Here is a 17,851-nt window from a genome sequence, read left to right as displayed (position 1 = left end):
AGAACCCGTCGGTAATCGTCTCGACGTCACCCGGCCGAGACGCTCGGGACGCCGCCCGCCGCCCGAGACGCTCGAAAACATAATGATCTATAATTACAGCTTTTCGAACGGACTGGTAATATGAACAACTTTATATCCTATTCTGTTCTTCAGGTAGACAAGAACGACCGAGACCGGATTCTGTGTTCGTCTCGGACGCCGGGAACGGTCGTACGATCCATCGAACGATGTCAGGACACAACTCGAAGCCGACGGTCGGAGCGCTCCCGGACACGGCGGCCGAATCGCCGGTCGCACCCGCTGTATTAACATTGCTCGTGTGGTCGCTGTTCGTCGCGAGTATCGCCGTCCTCCTCGCCAGGATCCGGTCCGGTGCCGCGTGGGACGTTCCCGGGCTGGTCGCTGTCGACGGCCTGACAGTTCTACTGTGGGTCGTGGTCACGTTCTTCAGCGGCATCGTTCACAGCTACTCGCGTCGCTATATGGCCGGCAGCACCCACAAGACGAGGTTCTTTCTCGCCGTGTTCGGATTCACCGCCGTCGTGATGGCACTCGTCGCCGCCGACCACGTCGTACTGTTCGGGGTCCTCTGGGTGGCGATGGGGCTGTTGATGGCCGAACTCATCGGCATCAGCGAGGGGTGGACACAGGCACAGGCCGCCGCGGCCGTCGCCCGAAGGTACTTCATGACCAGCAGCGCCTTACTCGGACTCGCGCTGACGGCGCTGTGGTGGGCGACCGGCACGGCGACGGTCTCCGGAATCGGCGCGGCAGCCGACACGCTCGGTGGTCCGGTGTGGTTGCTCGCCGCCGGCGCTCTCGTGCTCGCGGGCATGATCCAGTCCGCTCTCGTCCCGTTCCACGGCTGGTTGCTCTCCTCGATGACAGCCCCGACGCCGGCGTCCGCGTTGATGCACGCCGGGTTCGTCAACGCGGGCGGCGTCCTGCTCGCTCGCTTTGCCCCAGTCATAACAGCCGACTCGACGCTCATGCTCGTAATCGTCGCCGTCGGTGCGGCGAGCGCCGTTGGTGGGAAGCTCCTGAAGTCGGTCCGGACCGACATCAAAGGCAAACTCGGCTGCTCGACGGTCGGTCAGATGGGCTTTATGATCATGCAGGCCGGCCTCGGCTTCTTCGGCGCCGCGATCACCCACCTCATCCTGCACGGATTTTATAAGGCGTATCAGTTCCTCAGTTCGGGCGAACAGGTCGAACACACGACCCCGAGCGAGACCACAACACACACCATCGGCCGCGCGACGAGCGCCGTCGGGTTCGTCGTGGCGGTGTCGACCGGCCTCGGCGGCGGCGTGGTGTTCGCGGTGCTGACCGGAAAGGGGGCAAACGTCGACAGCGGTCTCCTGTTGGTTTTCTTCGTCGTCTTCACCACGCTCCACGCGGCCCGCAGTGCAGTCCGGCATACCTCGCTTCCGGCGCTCGCCCGCCACGGAGCCGTCCCGCTGGTGTTCTTTCCGGCCATCGTCGTCTACGCGCTCGTCTACGATGGCGTCTCGAACCTCCTGGCAGTCAGTGCGGCGCCGACCGAACTGACTCTGCTCCACGGGGTCGTCGCTGTCGGCTTCGCCGGCATCTACGTCGCCATCGAGACCGGCGTTCACGAGCACAGCCAACGCCTCTACGTGGCGCTGTTGAACGCCGCCCGTCCGTCGCCGAACACCCTGTTGACGTCCACGGAGGAATACAATGAGTACTGACCCCGTTATCCGCGACAGCATCGACGAGGCAGCGGCCACCGTCGGTTCCCTCTGGCCCATCCACTCGTTCGTGACGGCCAACCCCCTCTCGGGGTTCGAGGACCGACCGTTCGGGGACGCTGTCGAGCAGGCCGCTGCCCTGTTAGGCGGCCGTGGCTACCCCCGTGCCCGGACGTTCCGGACGGCACTCGAACGCGGCCACATCGACCGGGCGATCCTCGACGAGGAACTCGCCGAGGCAGGCCACGACGACGACCCGGAGGCGCTCCTCGACCGCATGGCCGACACGGTCGATACGGAGGCCGGAGACGGCGACACGGATACCGCCACGGACCACGTCGACCGGGTGCTGACGAAGTGGCTGTCGGCTTTCCTCGACGAGGGAAGCGCCCACTGGCCGATGCCGAACCGCGAGGCGGGGTTCTATGCAGCCTTCCGGGACGTGGCGGAATACGACAGCGACGTCCCCGACGAGGGGATCGTCGCCGATCTGCCCGACGCGCCACTCGATGCCATCGAGGCGGTCGTGGCGTCGTCCCCGGAGGAAAAATGGGTGCCGATCCTCGAAGAACAGTTGGCCGCCCTCCCGGGCTGGACGGGGTTCATCAACCGTCGCACCGACGAGGGGGGGGTCTGGCAGTCGACGTATCCCATCTCGCTGGAAGGGTATCTCGCGGTGCGTCTGGCACTGTTGGATGCCCTCGACGCCCCTCTCGAACCGGACGGCGACGCCGAGGTGGATGCGACGAGCGATGTCGCGCTCGCGTTCCTGCGCGCGTGGGAAGCGACCTACCGCAACGACCTCGTCGGAGCCGTCGCGGCCGAGAGCCGCTCGATAGACGACGAGACGGCAGACCGTCCGGACGCCCAGTTGGTGTTCTGTATCGACACCCGCTCGGAGGTCATCCGCCGTCATATCGAGTCGACGGGCGAGTACGAGACCCACGGATACGCCGGCTTCTTCGGCGTACCGATGAAGTATCAGGGGTACGACGCCGACGTGGCGGTCGACGCCTGTCCACCGATCCTCGACCCACAACACCGCGTCACCGACGTCCCGACCGACGACGACACCCGGGCGCGCTACGATCGCTGGTCCGGCGTCCGTGAGGCCGCGGACGAACTTGTCGAGATACTGGAGGCTAACGCCACCACCGCCTACGGCTACGTCGAGACCGCCGGAAGCGGCTACGGGCTCTCACTCGTGGCCCGCACGCTCGCTCCCGGACGCGTTCACGACCTGATCGACGCCGCTGCCGGGCTGGTGCCCAGCAGACACGAGTTCTGTGAGCCGCTCGTCGACCACCGACACGCCAACGACAGCGACCTCCCGGCCGGACTGACCCACGAAAAAAAAGTCGAGTACGCCGCGACCGCGTTCGAGTTGATGGGGTTCGAGGAGTTCGGCCGCCTCGTCGTCTTCGCGGGTCACGCCAGCGAGACAGCGAACAACCCCTACGACTCGAGTCTGGACTGCGGTGCCTGCGCCGGCAACCCCGGCGGCCCCAGCGCCCGGGTCCTCGCAGCGATCTGTAACGACGGGGCGGTTACGACCGAACTCCGCGACCGTGGGTTCGATATTCCCGAGGATACGGTCTTCGTTGCCGGCCAACACAACACGACGACCGACGAGGTGGAACTGTTCGCCGGCGGCGTGCCCGAAAGCCACGCGGACGACCTCGAGCAGTTGCGCACGGACCTCGCGACGGCTCGTGAGGGTGCGAGCGCCGAACGCGCCGAATCGCTGGGTTCGGACGGCGCGACCGGTGTCAGAGAGACCGAACGCCGCGCCGCCGACTGGGCCGAGACGCGTCCCGAGTGGGGGCTGGCCGGCAACGCTGGCTTCGTCGTCGGTCCCCGCGAGTTGACGAGCGACTGCGACCTCGACGGGCGCGCGTTCCTCCACTCCTACGACTGGTCGAGCGATCCGGACGGAGACGCCCTCGAGGCCATTCTCGCCGGTCCCATGGTCGTCACCCAGTGGATCAACGCCCAGTACTACTTTTCGACGGTCGACAACGCCGCCTACGGCAGTGGCTCGAAGGTCACCCAGAACCCGGTCGGCAACGTCGGTGTCTACCAGGGCAACGGCGGTGACCTGATGACCGGGCTCCCGCTCCAGTCGCTGATGGCCGCGGACGACGAACCGTATCACCAGCCGCTCCGCCTCTCGACGGTCGTCCACGCACCGGTCGAGCGGGTCACCGACGTCTTGGCCGACCACGGAGAACTGACCGAACGGCTGGACAACGACTGGCTATCGCTGACAGTCGTCGACCCGACGCGGGACCACCGCGCCTTCCACTACGAGGCGTCTCTGGAGTGGACGCCACTCTCCGAACGGACCGAAGCGGCCCCGGAGACGCCAGCCCAAGCTGTCGCGGACGACTAGCCGAATACGACTGTTAGTTGAGACTACAGCGGGTTTAGCGGGGCTGTGATGTGCTTTTTCGGCTGATTCAGCAGTTTTGTCGGCGGAGCCCCCGCTCTACTCGCTCGGCTTCGTCTCGCTCCTTGAGGCCGGGGACGGAAATGAAATAATAATGATAACTACTTCTCCAAACCACTTGAAACAGCTATCGCGAATGCCATTTGCGTTGATGCGATCCGCGTTCGTGCTACGCATATTGTGTTCGAGCGGTCACTCGACATTCGACAGCGGATCTCGAAAAAAGAGTACCAACAATAGTCCTTCTGGCGCGTCGAAGACTACGTCGAGTACAAATTCGAACCGTACGATGTGGTCGTTGACGACGTGAGCGATGCATACACGAGCCAAGCGTGTAGTCGAACGGACTGTCCACACGCTGCTCGCTCGAATCGGTCTGATAACGTGTTTGAGTGTGGGCACGCGTTGGATGCGGATTTGAACGCGGCGAAGAACGTTGTGTATCCCTACTCCGTCTGCCCCGACCGCTTCTCCCACACTTAACAGCCTTCGAGCCCTCCCGACGAACGATGCGTGGACTCGACACCGTCGGTCGGCTGGGTATCGCTCTCGTCGTCGCCGCGGTCGTGGCCGCCGCCGCCTGGACGCTGTTCGTCGAACTGCCGGCGAGCGGGGCCGAACTGCTCGGCGTTTTGCTTGTCCTCGCCGCCGTCGTCGGGGCGCTCCGCGGCGGCGGCTCGATCGGGCGGAGCGTCTTCCCGACGTACAACGCCGCCGAGGTCGCCGTCGAGGGGCCGATCACCCGCGACGGCGGGGGCGGCGGCCCGATCCCCTCGCCCGGGTCGCCCGGCGCCGACGACGTCGTCGAACTGATCGAGCGTGCCGACGACGACGACGACGACGCCGAGGCGCTCGTGCTCAAGCTCAACACCCCCGGCGGCGCGGTCGTCCCCAGCGACGACATCCGGCTCGCGGCGAAGGCTTTCGACGGCCCGACGGTCGCGTATACGACGGACGTCTGTGCCAGCGGCGGCTACTGGATCGCAAGCGGCTGTGACGAACTCTGGGCGCGGGAGGGCAGCGTCGTCGGCTCCATCGGCGTCCGGGGGTCGCGGATCACCGCCGCCGAGTCCCTCGAGAAGGTCGGCCTCGAATACGAGCAACTGAGCGCCGGCGAATACAAGGAAGCAGGCGTCCCGTTCAGTGACCTCGAAGCGGACGAACGCGAGTACCTCCAGGGAATCGTCGACGACTACTACGACCAGTTCGTCGAGACCGTCGCCGAGGGACGCAACACTGACGCCGAGTCGCTCCGCGAGACGGAGGCCAAGGTCTTTCTCGGCCAGACGGCCGCCGAGATGGGGCTCGTCGACCACCTCGGGACGCGCGAGGACGTCGAGGCGCGCCTCGAGGAGCTGCTCGGTACGGAGGCCGAACTCGAGGAACTGGAACCCGCCCGGAGCGTCGCGGATCGGCTCCGGGGCGGCGCCGAGCGAATCGCCTACGCCTTCGGTGCCGGGATCGCGGCCCGATTTAGCGACCCCGGCAGCGAGTTCCGGTTCCGATTCTGAACGGCCGTCGGTCCTGTGCGCGCGAGGGGGCGAATCACTGCGGCCGTCCACGGACAGCGCCAGTTCACCCGCAAGCCCCCGAGACAGGGGTTTCCGAAAGGGACACACATATCTGTCTAAATCGTGTACATACGATAATGAGCTTAAATACGGTCGAATCGGTCAAATCCGTCGACGTCCAGACCCGGGTCCAGTACGGTATGATGATCATCTTCGGGGCGCTCTGTCTGATCGCCGCCGCTGCGCCGCTCGAGTTGATAATCAAAGCCACGGCCGTCTCGACACTGTTCGGGCTCACCGCTGGACTGTGGATATCCCACCTCGTCCAGATCACCCAGCGGGCGGCCATCCGAAACCGGGGTGGTGGCTGAGGATGAGCCAATCCGATGTCGACACCGAACAGGGCTCGACGTTCCTCGATAGCATCGAATTCCTCACGGGAAAAGACCCGAACGCGGGCGCGTTTCTCCTCGTCGTCGGGATCGTGACGGCCGTATTCAACGCCGGGTTCCAACTGTTGTTGCCAACTCCGATCTCGCATATACTGTCGGCGCTGGTGCTGTCCGTCGCCGTGATCAGTCTCATATTCGGCGCCATTTTGGATACGCTCGGCCACTTCGACGCCTGATACCGACAGACAAACGAATATACACACGACACACGAGGATCACGCCGTTCGGCAGAGCGGCCGGCGGATCACTCGTCTGTCGGTTCTATGTGAGTTCGTCCACCAGTACGAGGACCGGACGCTCTGCGGCGCGAAGCGTTCGACGACAGGGCACCGACGAGACTCACACAAATACACGTTGCGAACGACGGGTCGACAGCGATCACACAGCGCCGACGCTACACTGTATCAGAAGCTCTGTCTCAGTTTCTCGAAGAAGCCCTGCTCGACGTCGATGTCCTCGCCGCCGGCCTCGGCGAACGCCTCCAGGGCCTCGCGCTGTTCGTCGTTGAGGTCCTCGGGCGTGACGATTCGGACCTGGACGTACATATCGCCGTGACCGCGGCGCTGTAGCCGGGGCATCCCCTTGCCCCGCAGCCGGAACGTCTCGCCGCTTTGGGTGCCCGCCGGGACATCCATCTCGACGGAGCCGTCGAGCGTCGGCACCTCGACCGTGTCGCCGAACACCGCCTGTGTGAACGAGATCGGCTGGCGGGTCCGGAGGTCGTCGCCATCGCGCTCGAAGCGGTCGTGGTCGTCGATCCGGATCTCGACCAGCAGGTCGCCGTTGGGACCGCCGTTCTCGCCGGGTGCGCCCTCCCGTTCCATCCGGAGGGTCTGGCCGTCGCGGATGCCAGCCGGTATCTCGACCTGCAGGGTCGCCTCGTTTTTTACCTGCCCGTCGCCCCGACACGTCGAACACCTCTCGGAGTAGACCGTCCCCTCGCCCGCACACTCCGGGCAGGTCTCGGTCTGTTGGACGCGCCCGAGCGGTGTCTGCCGTACCGTCGTCCGCTGGCCTTGGCCGTTGCAGGCCGAACAGGTGCGCGCGTCCGCGTCGGGGGGGTGGCCCGCGCCGTCGCAGTCCGGACAGCGCTCGGGACGGGTGACACTCAACTGTTTCGTGACGCCCTCGTAGGCGTCCCCGAGATCGATCCGGAGCCGCGTCTTGAGGTCCGAGCCCTGCTGGGGGCCCGAGCGCGACCGGGACCGCCCCCCGCCGCCGAAGAACTGCTCGAAGATGTCGTTCATTCCGCCCATGCCGCCGGCACCCCCCATACCGCCGGCACCCATGCCGCCTGCGCCCGCCCCGCGGTCGCTGTCGGTCGCGCCGCGCTTTTCGGCCTCAGCGAAGCGCTCGTGGCCCATCTGGTCGTACATCCGGCGCTTCTCGTCGTCCAAGAGCACCTCCTTGGCCTTTTTGACCCTTTTGAACTTCTCTTCGGCGTCCGGCTCGTCGGAGACGTCCGGGTGATACTCGGCGGCTTTCTTCCGATACGCCTGCTTGATCTCCTCCTCGTCAGCGTCCCGGGAGACACCGAGCGCCGAGTAGAAGTCCTCGCTCATTCGTTATCGCGTCTAAACGGTTGAGCTACTTGAAAAGAACGGGTCGCGGACGGGACGTGGGTGTCCCTTTCGCCTTCGCCACCAGCGCCGGACCGCCCCGCATCGCCGGACCGTCCCGCATCGCCGGACCGTCCCGCATCGCCGGACCGTCCCGCATCGCCGAACCGTCCCGCATCGCCGGACCGTCCCGCATCGCCGGACCGTCCCGCATCGCCGAACCGTCCCGCATCGCCGAACCGATCCACGACGGTTCGGCCTCGGATCCGCAACGCTATTTATATACTCGGCGACGTACCCCAACGTATGCCCGACACCGTCACCCCGATCACCCCGAAGGACGTATCCACCGGCAACAAGATACTCGACCTCGCCGTCGGCATCGGCGCAATGGTGCTTCTGTTACCGGCGATCCCAATCTTGATTCTCGTCTGGCTGGTAGAGCGTCTCGCCGGCGACGAGACCGACGGGGCGGATTGAGACCGCGAGACAGCGGTTCGGTCGCGCAGCCATTTATAAACGGGTCCGCCGAAACAGTTCCGCCGATCGACACTCTCGGATATTTTCATACTCCGCTTGATACCGATCCCCCCGACGCCCCTCACGCCGGAGCGGGCCGTCCCGCTTGGCGGGACGGGGTATCGACTGGGGTTACTCCTCCTCGTCGTCGTCGACGTCCTCGAAGTCGGCGTCGACGAACTCCTCGCCGTCGGCGTCGGCGTCGGCACCGCCCGGGCCGGCACCGGCGCCGCCCATGCCACCCATGCCGCCGGCGCCGCCCATGCCGCCAGCGCCGCCCATGCCGCCAGCACCGGCACCTTCGGCCCCTGCGGCCTGCTGTTGGTACATCTGCTTGCCGATCTCCTGGAGTTCGTCGGCGAGCGCCTCGGTGGCCTCGGTGAGTTCCTCCGTCGTGGCCTCCTCATCGTCGACGACGGTCTCGAGGTCCTCGATGGAGTCCTCGATGTCGGCGCGAACTCCCTCGTCGATCTCCTCTTCGTTCTCCTCGAGCAGCGTCTCGGCGCGCTGGATCGTAGACTCGGCGTCGTTTCGGGCCTCGATGCGCTCGCGGCGCTTCTCGTCCTCCTCGGCGTGCTCTTCGGCCTCCTGTTGCATCTGTTCGATCTCCTCGTCGGAGAGGCCGGCCCCGCCCTCGATGGTGATGTCCTCGCTGTTGCCGGAGCCTTGGTCCTCGGCGGAGACGTTGACGATGCCGTTCTCGTCGATGTCGAACGACACCTCGATCTGCGGCGTTCCGGCCGGGGCCGGCGGGATGCCGGTCAGCTGGAACGCGCCGAGCAGTTCGTTCTCCTCGGCGATTTCGCGCTCGCCCTGGAAGACGCGGATGTTGACGGACGTCTGATTCGGTGCTGCCGTCGTGAACACCTTCGAGGCCTCCGTCGGAATCGTGGTGTTCTTGTCGATGAGCCGCTCGAAGAGGCCGCCTTTGACCTCGATCCCGAGCGACAGCGGCGTCACGTCGAGCAACACGATATCGTCAACATCGCCCGCGAGGACGCCGCCCTGGATCGCCGCGCCGAGGGCGACGACCTCGTCGGGGTTGACGTTCTTCTTGGGTTCCTGACCGGTGAGGTCCTCGACTTTCCCCTGGACCTGTGGCATCCGGGTCGACCCGCCGACGAGGATCACCTCGTCGATGTCACCCTTGCCGTAGCCGGCGTCCGAGAGCGCCTGCTCTGTCGGCCCGACGGTGCGTTCGAGCAGGTCCGAGGTGAGCGATTCGAACTTCGCCCGCGAGAGCTTCTCCTCGAGGTTGAGCGGTCCTTCGTCGGTCGCGGCGATGAACGGCAGGTTGATCGTCGTCTCCTTCCGGGAGGAGAGTTCGATCTTGGCCTCCTCGGCGGCCTCGGTCAGCCGCTGGAGGGCCTGGCGGTCCTCGCGCAGGTCGATCCCGTGTTCCTCGGCGAAGGAGTCGGCGAGGTAGTCGATGATCGCCTCGTCCCAGTCGTCGCCGCCGAGGTCGTTGTCCCCGTTCGTCGCGACGACCTCGTAGACGCCGCCGCCGAGGTCGAGAATGGAGACGTCGAAGGTGCCGCCGCCGAGGTCGTAGACGAGCACCGTCTGATCGGAGTCGTCGTCGAGCCCGTAGGCCATCGCCGCGGCCGTCGGCTCGTTGACGATGCGTTCGACCTCGAAGCCGGCGATCTCGCCGGCGTCCTTCGTCGCCTGGCGCTGGCGGTCATTGAAGTACGCCGGGACGGTGATGACCGCCCTCTCGATGTCGTCGCCGAGGTACTCCTCGGCGTCGCGTTTGATTTTCTGGAGGATCATCGCCGAGATCTGCTCGGGGGTGTACTCCTCGCCGTCGCCCTCGACGGTGTAGTCGTCCTCGCCCATGTGGCGCTTGACCGAGGCGATCGTGTCGTCGGGGTTCTGGACGGCCTGGTTCTTTGCCGGTTTCCCGACGAGTCGCTCGCCGTCGTCGCTGAACGCGACGATCGACGGCGTCGTCCGTTCGCCCTCGCCGTTGACGATGATCTCGGGGTCGCCGCCCTCCATCACCGCGAACGCGGAGTTGGTGGTACCGAGGTCGATACCGAGGATCTTGTTGCTCGCCATGTTGGACGTAACTACCGGTCTGAATCGGTTAAAAGTTGCTAGACGCGACGGATCGGCTCCTCATCCATCGCCGTCCCCTCGTGCGGTTTCCCGAATCCAGCGTTTCCACGACCGGGAAATATAAACAGAACCGCTATTCGCCTCGACCGTCGCTGCCGTCGGCACCGTCCATCCCGTCGCCGTCGCCTTCGCCACCGTCGCCCGCACCGCTCCCGTCCGACACCGTCACCTGCGCCGCCCGGAGCACCTTCTCGGCCATCTCGTAGCCGGGGCGGTGGAGGTCGGCGACGGTCCCCTCGGGCTCGTCGCTCTCGACGCGGAGCAACACCTCGTGGCGCTCGGGGTCCGTCTCGGTCCCCGAGCCGGGTTCGATCGGTTCGACGCCTTCGCCGGCGAGGACGTCCTCGAGGCTCCGGAGCGTCGCCTCGACGCCCTCGCGGATGTCCGCGTCGGCGTCCTGTTCGAGCGCCCGCGAGAGGTTATCGCGGACCTCGAGCAAGTCGGTGACGAGGTCCTCGGTCGCGCGGGCCTGTTCGCGCTCGCGGCGCTTTTTTTGTCGCTTCTTGTAGTTTTGGAACTCCGCCTGCTTGCGCTTGAGCCGCGATTCGAGGTCGTCCCGATCGCGCTCAAGGGCGGCGGCTTCCTCCCGGAGCGCCGCGATCTCCTCGGCGACTGCGTCGGGGTCCTCGTCCCCGACCCGCTCGGCGATCTCTTCGATCGGCGCCCCTCCGGTCTCGCTGGAGGCGTCGTTCGGTTCCCTCTCGGCGTCGTTCGGTTCCCCCTCGGCCGCGTCCGGGTCCGTCGATGGCTCCGCGCCGCCGTCGCCCCTGTCGACGGCGTTCGCCTGTTCGTCGCTCATGTCAGGACGTACCCGTCGGCGACAATAAGGGTTGAGAAACGCGTTCGAGACCGGGTCGACGACGCGGCTTCGGGCGGCGCGCACGCGACGATCCCACTGGCGTCCCGGCCGCCAGTGCCCGGTCCCGCCGGAGTTAAGCCGCCGCACCGCCGACGTCGAGGCGTGCTCACGCTCCGGTACGACGAGGGGACGATCCGGATCGAGGACGCACCCGACGACGTCGCCCGCCTGTCCTTCGTCGAGGCCGATCCCCGCTCGGAGACCCACCGCGCGCCCGCCTACCGGTACCCCTTCCTGCGTCGGACCTGCGCGGATCGGGGCCTCCGAGCGGACGATCGCGTCCTCGATCGCTTCGGTCTCGGGGGGCTCTCGACGACCTACGACCTCCGTGGGTACCAGACCGAGGCGCTCGACGCCTGGCGCGACGCCGGCGACCGCGGTGTCATCGAACTGCCGACCGGCAGCGGCAAGACCGTCGTCGCGATCGGCGCGATCGCGGCGCTCGACACCCCGACGCTCGTCGTGGTACCGACGATCGACCTCCTCGAGCAGTGGGCCGGCGAACTCGAGGCGGAGTTCGGCGAGACGACCGCGATCGGTCGCCTCGGCGGCGGCGACCAGCGGCTCGAACCGATCACCGTCGCCACCTACGACTCGGCGTACCTCCGGGCCGAGGCGGTCGGTGACCGGTTCGGTCTGCTCGTTTTCGACGAAGTCCACCACCTCGGCGGTGCGGGGTACCGCGACGTCGCACGGCTCTCGGCCGCCCCCGCCCGCCTCGGGCTCACCGCCACGTTCGAGCGCCCCGACGGGGCCCACGAGACCATCGAAGAACTCCTCGGCCCCGTCGTCTACCGGCGCTCGGCCGACGACCTCGCGGGCGAACACCTCGCCGACTACGACATCAAGCGGATCGAAGTCGAGTTGACGCCCGAGGAACGGGCGAGCTACGAGGCTCACCAGGGAACGTTCACCGACTACCTCGCGGCGTCGGGGCTGCAACTCCGATCGGGGAGCGACTACCAGGAACTCGTCAAACGCTCGGGATCGGACCCCAAGGCCCGCGAGGCGCTGCTCGCCAAACAGCGCGCCCGGGAGGTGATGCTGAACGCCGACCGGAAACGCGAGGTACTGGCCGACCTCCTCGATCGCCACCGCGGGGACCGGCTCATCGTCTTCACCGCTTACACCGACCTCGTCTACGAGCTCGCCTCGCGGTTTCTGATCCCGCCGATCACGAACGAAACGCCGGCGGACGAGCGCCGCGAGATCCTCGATCGGTTCCGCCGAGGGGCGTACTCCCGCGTCGTCGCCGCGAACGTCCTCGACGAAGGGGTAGACGTCCCCGACGCGAACGTCGCCGTCGTGCTCTCCGGGAGCGGTTCCGAGCGGGAGTTCACCCAGCGGCTCGGCCGGGTGCTGCGCCCGAAGGACGACGGCGGACGGGCGATCCTTTATGAGGTCGTCACGACGGAGACCGCAGAGATGCGGGTCTCGCGGCGGCGGCGGTAACTCTATGCCACGACCCGAATCAGTGCCCGCCGGCCTGCAGTTCCTCGGGGAGGTAATGCGGCAGCCTCGGATGAGGGAGGTGGACGCCGAGGGCCATCGCCCCGTGCGCGAAGAGGACGTACCCCAACGCGACGAACGCGACGCCCAAAAGGCGGTGCAGCGAGGACATACGGGCCGGGTCGAGCGATCCGAGCGTCGTCCCGTAGAAAAATACCGACGGGACGGTCCCGAGGCCGAACGCCGCGAGCGCCGCCGCGCCGTTCGCCGCTGACCCGACCGCGAAGACGTACAAAAACGCGGCGTACAGCATCGGACACGGGACCAACCCGTGAAGCAACCCCAGCCCGACGATGCCGCGGCCCGCCGCGGCGCGAGCGACCCGGTCGGACGCCCCGTTCAACAGCCGTCCAGTCGTGATCCCCGGGATCGGGAGCCGACGAAGGACGGTTCCGTGTCCACCCAGGGCGGTGTTGACGCCGTGATACACGATGAGCCCGCCGAGCGCGACGCCGACCGTCCCCCGGACCACGTTCGTGACCGCCAGCAGCGACGCCATCGTCAGATACACAACGCCGCCTAATGCGCCGAAGACCCCGCCCAAGAACGTGTAGCTCACGGTCCGGCCGAGGTTGAACAGCCCGTGGTGATACAGCCGTCCCGTCGGCACGCCGCCGTCGGCGCGCGTCCGCGTCCTCGCGTCGTCGTACATCGAGACGATCGGGCCACACATACCGATGCAGTGGAGGCCGCCGAGGAGGCCGATGCCGAAAAACAACGCGAGATCGACGCGGAGCAGGGCGGTCGGATCGATCATCGCCTCACCGTGCCTCCGGCGAGACGATCGAACACGGGCGTTCGCATGCTGTCTGGGCGTCCGGGTCGTCTATGGACATATGTTGGGTACTACCGCGCAGTTGTTGGCAGCCGTCCCGGAACCGTCTTAGAGCCGTCCCGGAACCGGAGCTGTCCCGGAACCGGAGCTGTCCCGGAACCGGAGCTGTCCCGGAACCAGAGCTGTCCCGGAACCGGAGTCGAAGCGGGTCCGCCGAGAGCCGCCCTCAGTCGTCGCCGGGGCTCGTGAGGTCGTGGTCGGTGTGACACGGCTCCGGCGGCAGCGAAATCGAGGGGTTGCTGTCGAGGAATCCCTCCGGTTTGAGGCTGAAGCTCGCGATCTCGACCGGAAGGACCGGCCAGTCCTCGGCCCTCGTGACGTGGTTGACGCCCTGGGTGTACCAGACGACGAGGTCCTCGTCGACGAGCGAGCGATCCTGTTCGGTCCACTCGCTGAGGCCGACGGTGTCGTCGTTGACCATCGGGTACTCCCCGGCGGCGAACCGTTCCTCGTCGTCGTGTGGTGTCACCCAAAAGTGGTTCTGAATGAAGCCGGCCCGCTCTAAGACGCTCGAGTTGGGCTTCATCGGCGCCGTCACGTTGTCGTGCGGCTCGAGTTTGTACCCGCAACTCCGCCCGTAGGAATTCTCCGTCTCGCTGCTCGCGATCCGCCAGTACCGACCGCGGTTCGGATCGATGTCCTGTCTGGCGTCGTTTTCGCGCTCGAGCAGTGTCTCTTTCGCCCGGAACCCGTTCTTGCGGTTTCGCTCGCTTCCCGTCGGCTCGTTGTGTACCTCGTACGCCCGCATGGGGCTGCCGTCGATGTCGAAGTCCAGCCGGAAGTTGAAGAAGTGCTGGTGAATCGGCGTCTTCACGCCGGGGGCGACGATGGCGTACTGGCCGTGCGTGTCCTCGGCCGTCTCCTCGACCGGCACGACGCCGTTCGAGTCGATGCCGGTCAGCCGAACCTCGGCCTCGATGCTTCCATCGGGGTAGAAGTACCAATAGAAGCCGTAATCGTAGTTGTACACCGTCGCGATAAACGAGATGACGAGTCGGCGGCGGCGACGGACCTCGGTGTGGGGCTTCCGCTCGTCGGTGTGTTTCCAGAGCACCCCGTCGTCCTCCTCGTGCATGCAGATGCCGCTCTCGAGGGTTTCGGACTCGCCGTCGATCGTGTTCATTTCGACGTCGAAGTACTTCATGACGCCGAGACAGTCACACCCCTCGGTGAGTTCGTTGGCCATCCGACCGACGTGGTACTCCCCGATGTCGAAGGCGTTCTTCCAGGAGTGGTTCGGATCGGGGTCGCCGTACGGGACCGCCATCTCCGAGGCCGACGCCCGATGGAGTACCGGCCGGGACTCCCCGTCGTCCTCGAAGGATACCTCGTGGAAGACGAGCCCCTCACGCGGGTTCCACCCGAGCCGCATCTCCCAGTCGAGCCACTCGACTTTGTTCCCGTCGACCTCCCAACTCGGGCCGTCCGGTTGCACGACGTCGAGGTGCTCGAAGTCCTCGCGCGTCTCGACGCGGTCGGCTCGGTAGTCGGCGTCCTCCGACGGGAGGGGGTTCTCGGGGTCCGGGATCCCGTTGTCCTCGATTTCGACGACCTCCATCGCGTCGACGTCGACGAACGCGAACAACCCCTCGATGGGGCGTGCACGACCGTTGTCGTTCGGACTCGACCGGATCCACGAGATCGCCCGACAGATCCGCTCGCCCTCGTACCCCTCGGGCTCGAACCCACTTGCGGCCCATGGATCGACCATGACGAGATCGAAGTCCTCGATGCCGCGCTTCTTCGCCGCTTCGCGCCACTCGGGATCGTTCTTGACCGTCTCCTGTGCACCCTCTATCTCCTCCGGCAACAACCCCGGCTCGACGCCGGGGATGTGTTCACACGATTTGAGCTCCGTCTCGGTCAACGAAACAGTCGCCTCGTACGTCTCGCGGTCCTCCCGCGCGACGATATCCACCTCACGGTCGAAGGGGTCCCCGGGCTCGAAGTCCTTGACGGCGGACTTCGGGGGCTCGTTGAGCATAACGTTGTGGTACTGTACGCCGTCGCCGAGTTCGGAGTTCGCTTCGAAGATCTCGACGGCCGTTTCGATCTCCTCGGCGGTGAGCTGTTCGAGCGGATGGTCGACTACCGGGTTCTGTTTCTGTTTGCTCATGTTTGCTGGCTCGACCGTCGTCCCGTCGCGGGTGAACGAGCCTGTATCCGTACGTTTCGCCGATTCGATATTGTCGGTTACTCACAACTGGACGGTAGTGAACTACGGCCGCCGGAGCGAACGCGAAAACGCCACCGACCTCGCGAGGAGGCAAAAACAGCGGGACGGCACCGTTTCCGGCGGCCACGACTCCGCTACGAAAACTAAGACGACTCCCGACGCGTCGCTACACCGCGTCGACGCCGCTCACGTCGGTCCGTATCTGGTGGGCCGACTCGACCGGGAGGACAAAGACCTTTCCGTCCCCCGGGTCGCCGGTGTGTGCGGCCTCGGCGATCGCGTCGACGACGTCCGAAGCCGGGATTTCCGCGACGACGCACTCCAGTTTGACCTTCTGGTGGAGGTCGACGCTATACTCCTCGCCGCGCCACTGGCTTTTTTTCGTCGGCTGTGATCCCCGCCCCGAGACGTTCGAGACAGTCAGCGACGGGGCGCCGGCCTCGGAGAGGCCCTTTTTGACCGCCGAGAGCTTGTCGGGGCGGATGTACGCGACGACCATTTCGATCTCAGTCATCGTCGGTCACCTCGCCACCGTCGGCCGTCGGCATCCCGCCCGGCGGGCCGCGCGGGCCGGACTCGTCGACGACGCTCCCGCCGAACTCGGGGTACGTCTCGATGCCGTGCTCGGAGGCGTCCAGCCCTTCGAGTTCTTCCTCGCGATCGACTCTCGCCCGTCCGAGCAGTTTCAATACGCCGTAGACCGCGAGCGTGGCCCCGGCCGCCCAGGCCGCGAGGACGACGACGCCGACGACCTGGATGCCGAGTTGCGTGACCGAAAACGCCGACGTCGTGTTGACGAAGGGGTACGCGAGGGCGCTCAGGAGTCCGGCTGATCCGTGGACCGGAAACACGGCACACACGTCGTCGATCCCGACCCGCTCGAGCAGGTCGAACACTAACACGACTTGGATCCCGGCGATGAGGCCGACGACGAGCGTACCGCGCCAACTCGCGACCGCGGCGATGCTGCAGACGCTCACGAGCCCGGCGAGCAGGCCGTTGGCGGTCATGAGCGGATCGACCTTCCCGCCGCGGACGTATCCGACCAGCGCGGCACCGATGCTTCCGGCACCCATGACCAACGCGGTGTTGATAGCGACCCGACCGGCGTACGCGTAATCGGCGAGCGCCAATTCCCCGGCCTCGTTGACCTGGAACACGCTGACGGCAGTCCCGACATTGAACCCGTACCAGCCGAACGCGAGGATGAGCGTCCCCAACACCGCGTACGGGAGCGAGTGTCCGGGGATGACGTTCGAGGAGCCGTCGTCGTCGAACCGGCCGATCCGGGGACCGACGACGTAGGCGGCGACGAGTCCACAGATCCCGCCGACCATATGGACGATCGCACCGCCGGCGAAGTCGGCGAACCCGAGCTGTGACAGGAACCCGCCGCCCCAGGTCAACCCCGTCGCGACGGGGTAGATGAGCGCGCCGACGAAGACGGTGAACACGAGGTAACCGCCGAGTTGTGCCCGTTCGGCGACGGCTCCCGAGACGATCGAGGCCGCGACCATCGAGAACGCCGCCCCGAACAGCAGGTTCGCCCATCCCGTCGATCCGGCATCGAGGTGCGCGAACACGCCCGAGAGCCCACTACCGGTGGTGAGCGCGGCGATGGCGACCGAGACGCCCGCCCCGACGACGAAGTACGCGACCACCCCGATCCCCCAGGTGAGCACGTTCTTCGTCAACTGGTTAGCGACGTTCTTCGAGCGGACCTGCCCCGACTCGAGCATCCCGAACCCGGCGTGCATGAAAAACACGAGGAACGTCGCGACGAACACCCACACGAGGTTTACGCCCTCGGCGATCACCTCGGGGTCGGCCTGCAACGGCAGCGTCACTGTTGGCCCTCCAGCGAGGACAGCCGACGACGGGATATGCGGCTCGGCCTCGGCTCTACGTGTTCTGCTCGCTCCCGGCCGTCTCCCGGCTCGGTTGCGGGGCTGTCCCCCTGTGGGTCGTACGAACCGCGCTCCACCCGATCGCGGCTACCACGACGATCGTCTTTTTCGTTCGGAGTTTCGCGAGACATTTTGGTTCTCTACAGGTGTATCAATAGACGAACGTTTGTTATTCGCTACTCACAACTGCGCAGTAGTAAGTGATCGTTCAGTGAGTGTTAGTTATAAATACCCGATGC

13 protein-coding genes and 2 pseudogenes are annotated in these 17,851 nt (G+C 66.2%); 8 read left to right on the top strand and 7 right to left on the bottom strand.

Annotation, left to right across the window (positions count from 1 at the left end; all coding sequences use genetic code 11):
• Positions 1-227: 227 nt before the first annotated feature.
• The 6 genes and pseudogenes from NMLP_RS12325 (at position 228) to NMLP_RS12305 (ending at position 6,303) form a co-directional block, all read left to right on the top strand.
• On the top strand, positions 228-1,715 hold the full coding sequence (locus NMLP_RS12325) for a proton-conducting transporter transmembrane domain-containing protein (protein WP_015410454.1): 1,488 nt from the start codon (positions 228-230) through the stop codon (positions 1,713-1,715).
• Positions 1,705-4,107 (top strand): DUF2309 domain-containing protein, encoded by a 2,403-nt coding sequence (locus NMLP_RS12320; protein WP_015410453.1) that lies wholly within the window; start codon positions 1,705-1,707, stop codon positions 4,105-4,107. The genes NMLP_RS12325 and NMLP_RS12320 overlap by 11 nt, the downstream gene beginning before the upstream one ends.
• A gap of 318 nt (positions 4,108-4,425) precedes the next feature.
• Positions 4,426-4,647, top strand: a pseudogene (locus NMLP_RS16230) (zinc ribbon domain-containing protein); the annotation flags it as partial.
• A 26-nt stretch (positions 4,648-4,673) separates the two neighbouring features.
• The gene (sppA, locus tag NMLP_RS12315; protein ID WP_015410452.1) at positions 4,674-5,675 is read left to right on the top strand and encodes a signal peptide peptidase SppA; all 1,002 of its coding nucleotides are present in this window, start codon (positions 4,674-4,676) and stop codon (positions 5,673-5,675) included.
• Positions 5,676-5,812: 137 nt separating this feature from the next.
• On the top strand, positions 5,813-6,046 hold the full coding sequence (locus NMLP_RS12310) for a hypothetical protein (RefSeq protein WP_015410451.1): 234 nt from the start codon (positions 5,813-5,815) through the stop codon (positions 6,044-6,046).
• A 2-nt stretch (positions 6,047-6,048) separates the two neighbouring features.
• The gene (locus tag NMLP_RS12305) at positions 6,049-6,303 is read left to right on the top strand and encodes a hypothetical protein (RefSeq protein ID WP_015410450.1); all 255 of its coding nucleotides are present in this window, start codon (positions 6,049-6,051) and stop codon (positions 6,301-6,303) included.
• Positions 6,304-6,531: 228 nt separating this feature from the next.
• Here NMLP_RS12305 and dnaJ read toward each other — a convergent pair whose 3' ends face one another.
• Together dnaJ and NMLP_RS15495 are read right to left on the bottom strand one after the other, a co-directional pair.
• On the bottom strand, positions 6,532-7,689 hold the full coding sequence (gene dnaJ / locus NMLP_RS12300; RefSeq protein ID WP_015410449.1) for a molecular chaperone DnaJ: 1,158 nt from the start codon (positions 7,687-7,689) through the stop codon (positions 6,532-6,534).
• Positions 7,690-7,714: 25 nt separating this feature from the next.
• Positions 7,715-7,918 (bottom strand): hypothetical protein, encoded by a 204-nt coding sequence (locus tag NMLP_RS15495; RefSeq protein ID WP_049926546.1) that lies wholly within the window; start codon positions 7,916-7,918, stop codon positions 7,715-7,717.
• A 74-nt stretch (positions 7,919-7,992) separates the two neighbouring features.
• Between NMLP_RS15495 and NMLP_RS15490 the strand changes: the two genes are divergently transcribed.
• Entirely contained in the window at positions 7,993-8,166 is a 174-nt protein-coding gene (locus NMLP_RS15490; RefSeq protein ID WP_015410448.1) for a hypothetical protein, read from the top strand.
• Positions 8,167-8,337: 171 nt separating this feature from the next.
• Here the strand turns inward: NMLP_RS15490 and dnaK are convergent, their stop codons facing one another.
• Together dnaK and NMLP_RS12285 are read right to left on the bottom strand one after the other, a co-directional pair.
• Positions 8,338-10,266 (bottom strand): molecular chaperone DnaK, encoded by a 1,929-nt coding sequence (dnaK, locus tag NMLP_RS12290; protein ID WP_015410447.1) that lies wholly within the window; start codon positions 10,264-10,266, stop codon positions 8,338-8,340.
• Positions 10,267-10,399: 133 nt separating this feature from the next.
• Entirely contained in the window at positions 10,400-11,125 is a 726-nt protein-coding gene (locus NMLP_RS12285; RefSeq protein ID WP_015410446.1) for a nucleotide exchange factor GrpE, read from the bottom strand.
• A 162-nt stretch (positions 11,126-11,287) separates the two neighbouring features.
• On the opposite strand from NMLP_RS12285, the gene NMLP_RS12280 reads away from it, so the two are divergent.
• Positions 11,288-12,637 (top strand): DEAD/DEAH box helicase, encoded by a 1,350-nt coding sequence (locus NMLP_RS12280; RefSeq protein ID WP_015410445.1) that lies wholly within the window; start codon positions 11,288-11,290, stop codon positions 12,635-12,637.
• 19 nt (positions 12,638-12,656) lie between these two features.
• On the opposite strand, the gene NMLP_RS12275 is transcribed toward NMLP_RS12280, so the two are convergent.
• The 3 genes and pseudogenes from NMLP_RS12275 to NMLP_RS12265 all read right to left on the bottom strand — a co-directional run bounded on the left by NMLP_RS12275 (position 12,657) and on the right by NMLP_RS12265 (position 17,540).
• Positions 12,657-13,448, bottom strand: coding sequence for a sulfite exporter TauE/SafE family protein (locus NMLP_RS12275; protein WP_049926796.1), 792 nt, complete (start codon positions 13,446-13,448; stop codon positions 12,657-12,659).
• Between the two features lie 247 nt (positions 13,449-13,695).
• On the bottom strand, positions 13,696-15,645 hold the full coding sequence (locus tag NMLP_RS12270) for a primary-amine oxidase (protein ID WP_015410443.1): 1,950 nt from the start codon (positions 15,643-15,645) through the stop codon (positions 13,696-13,698).
• A gap of 226 nt (positions 15,646-15,871) precedes the next feature.
• Positions 15,872-17,540: pseudogene (locus NMLP_RS12265) on the bottom strand (ammonium transporter).
• Positions 17,541-17,851: the final 311 nt, after the last annotated feature.

This window comes from Natronomonas moolapensis 8.8.11, assembly GCF_000591055.1.
Taxonomy (GTDB): Archaea; Halobacteriota; Halobacteria; order Halobacteriales; family Haloarculaceae; genus Natronomonas; species Natronomonas moolapensis.
The sequence above is the reverse complement of the archived record's forward strand: the minus strand, read 5'-3'. Positions and strand labels throughout refer to the sequence as shown.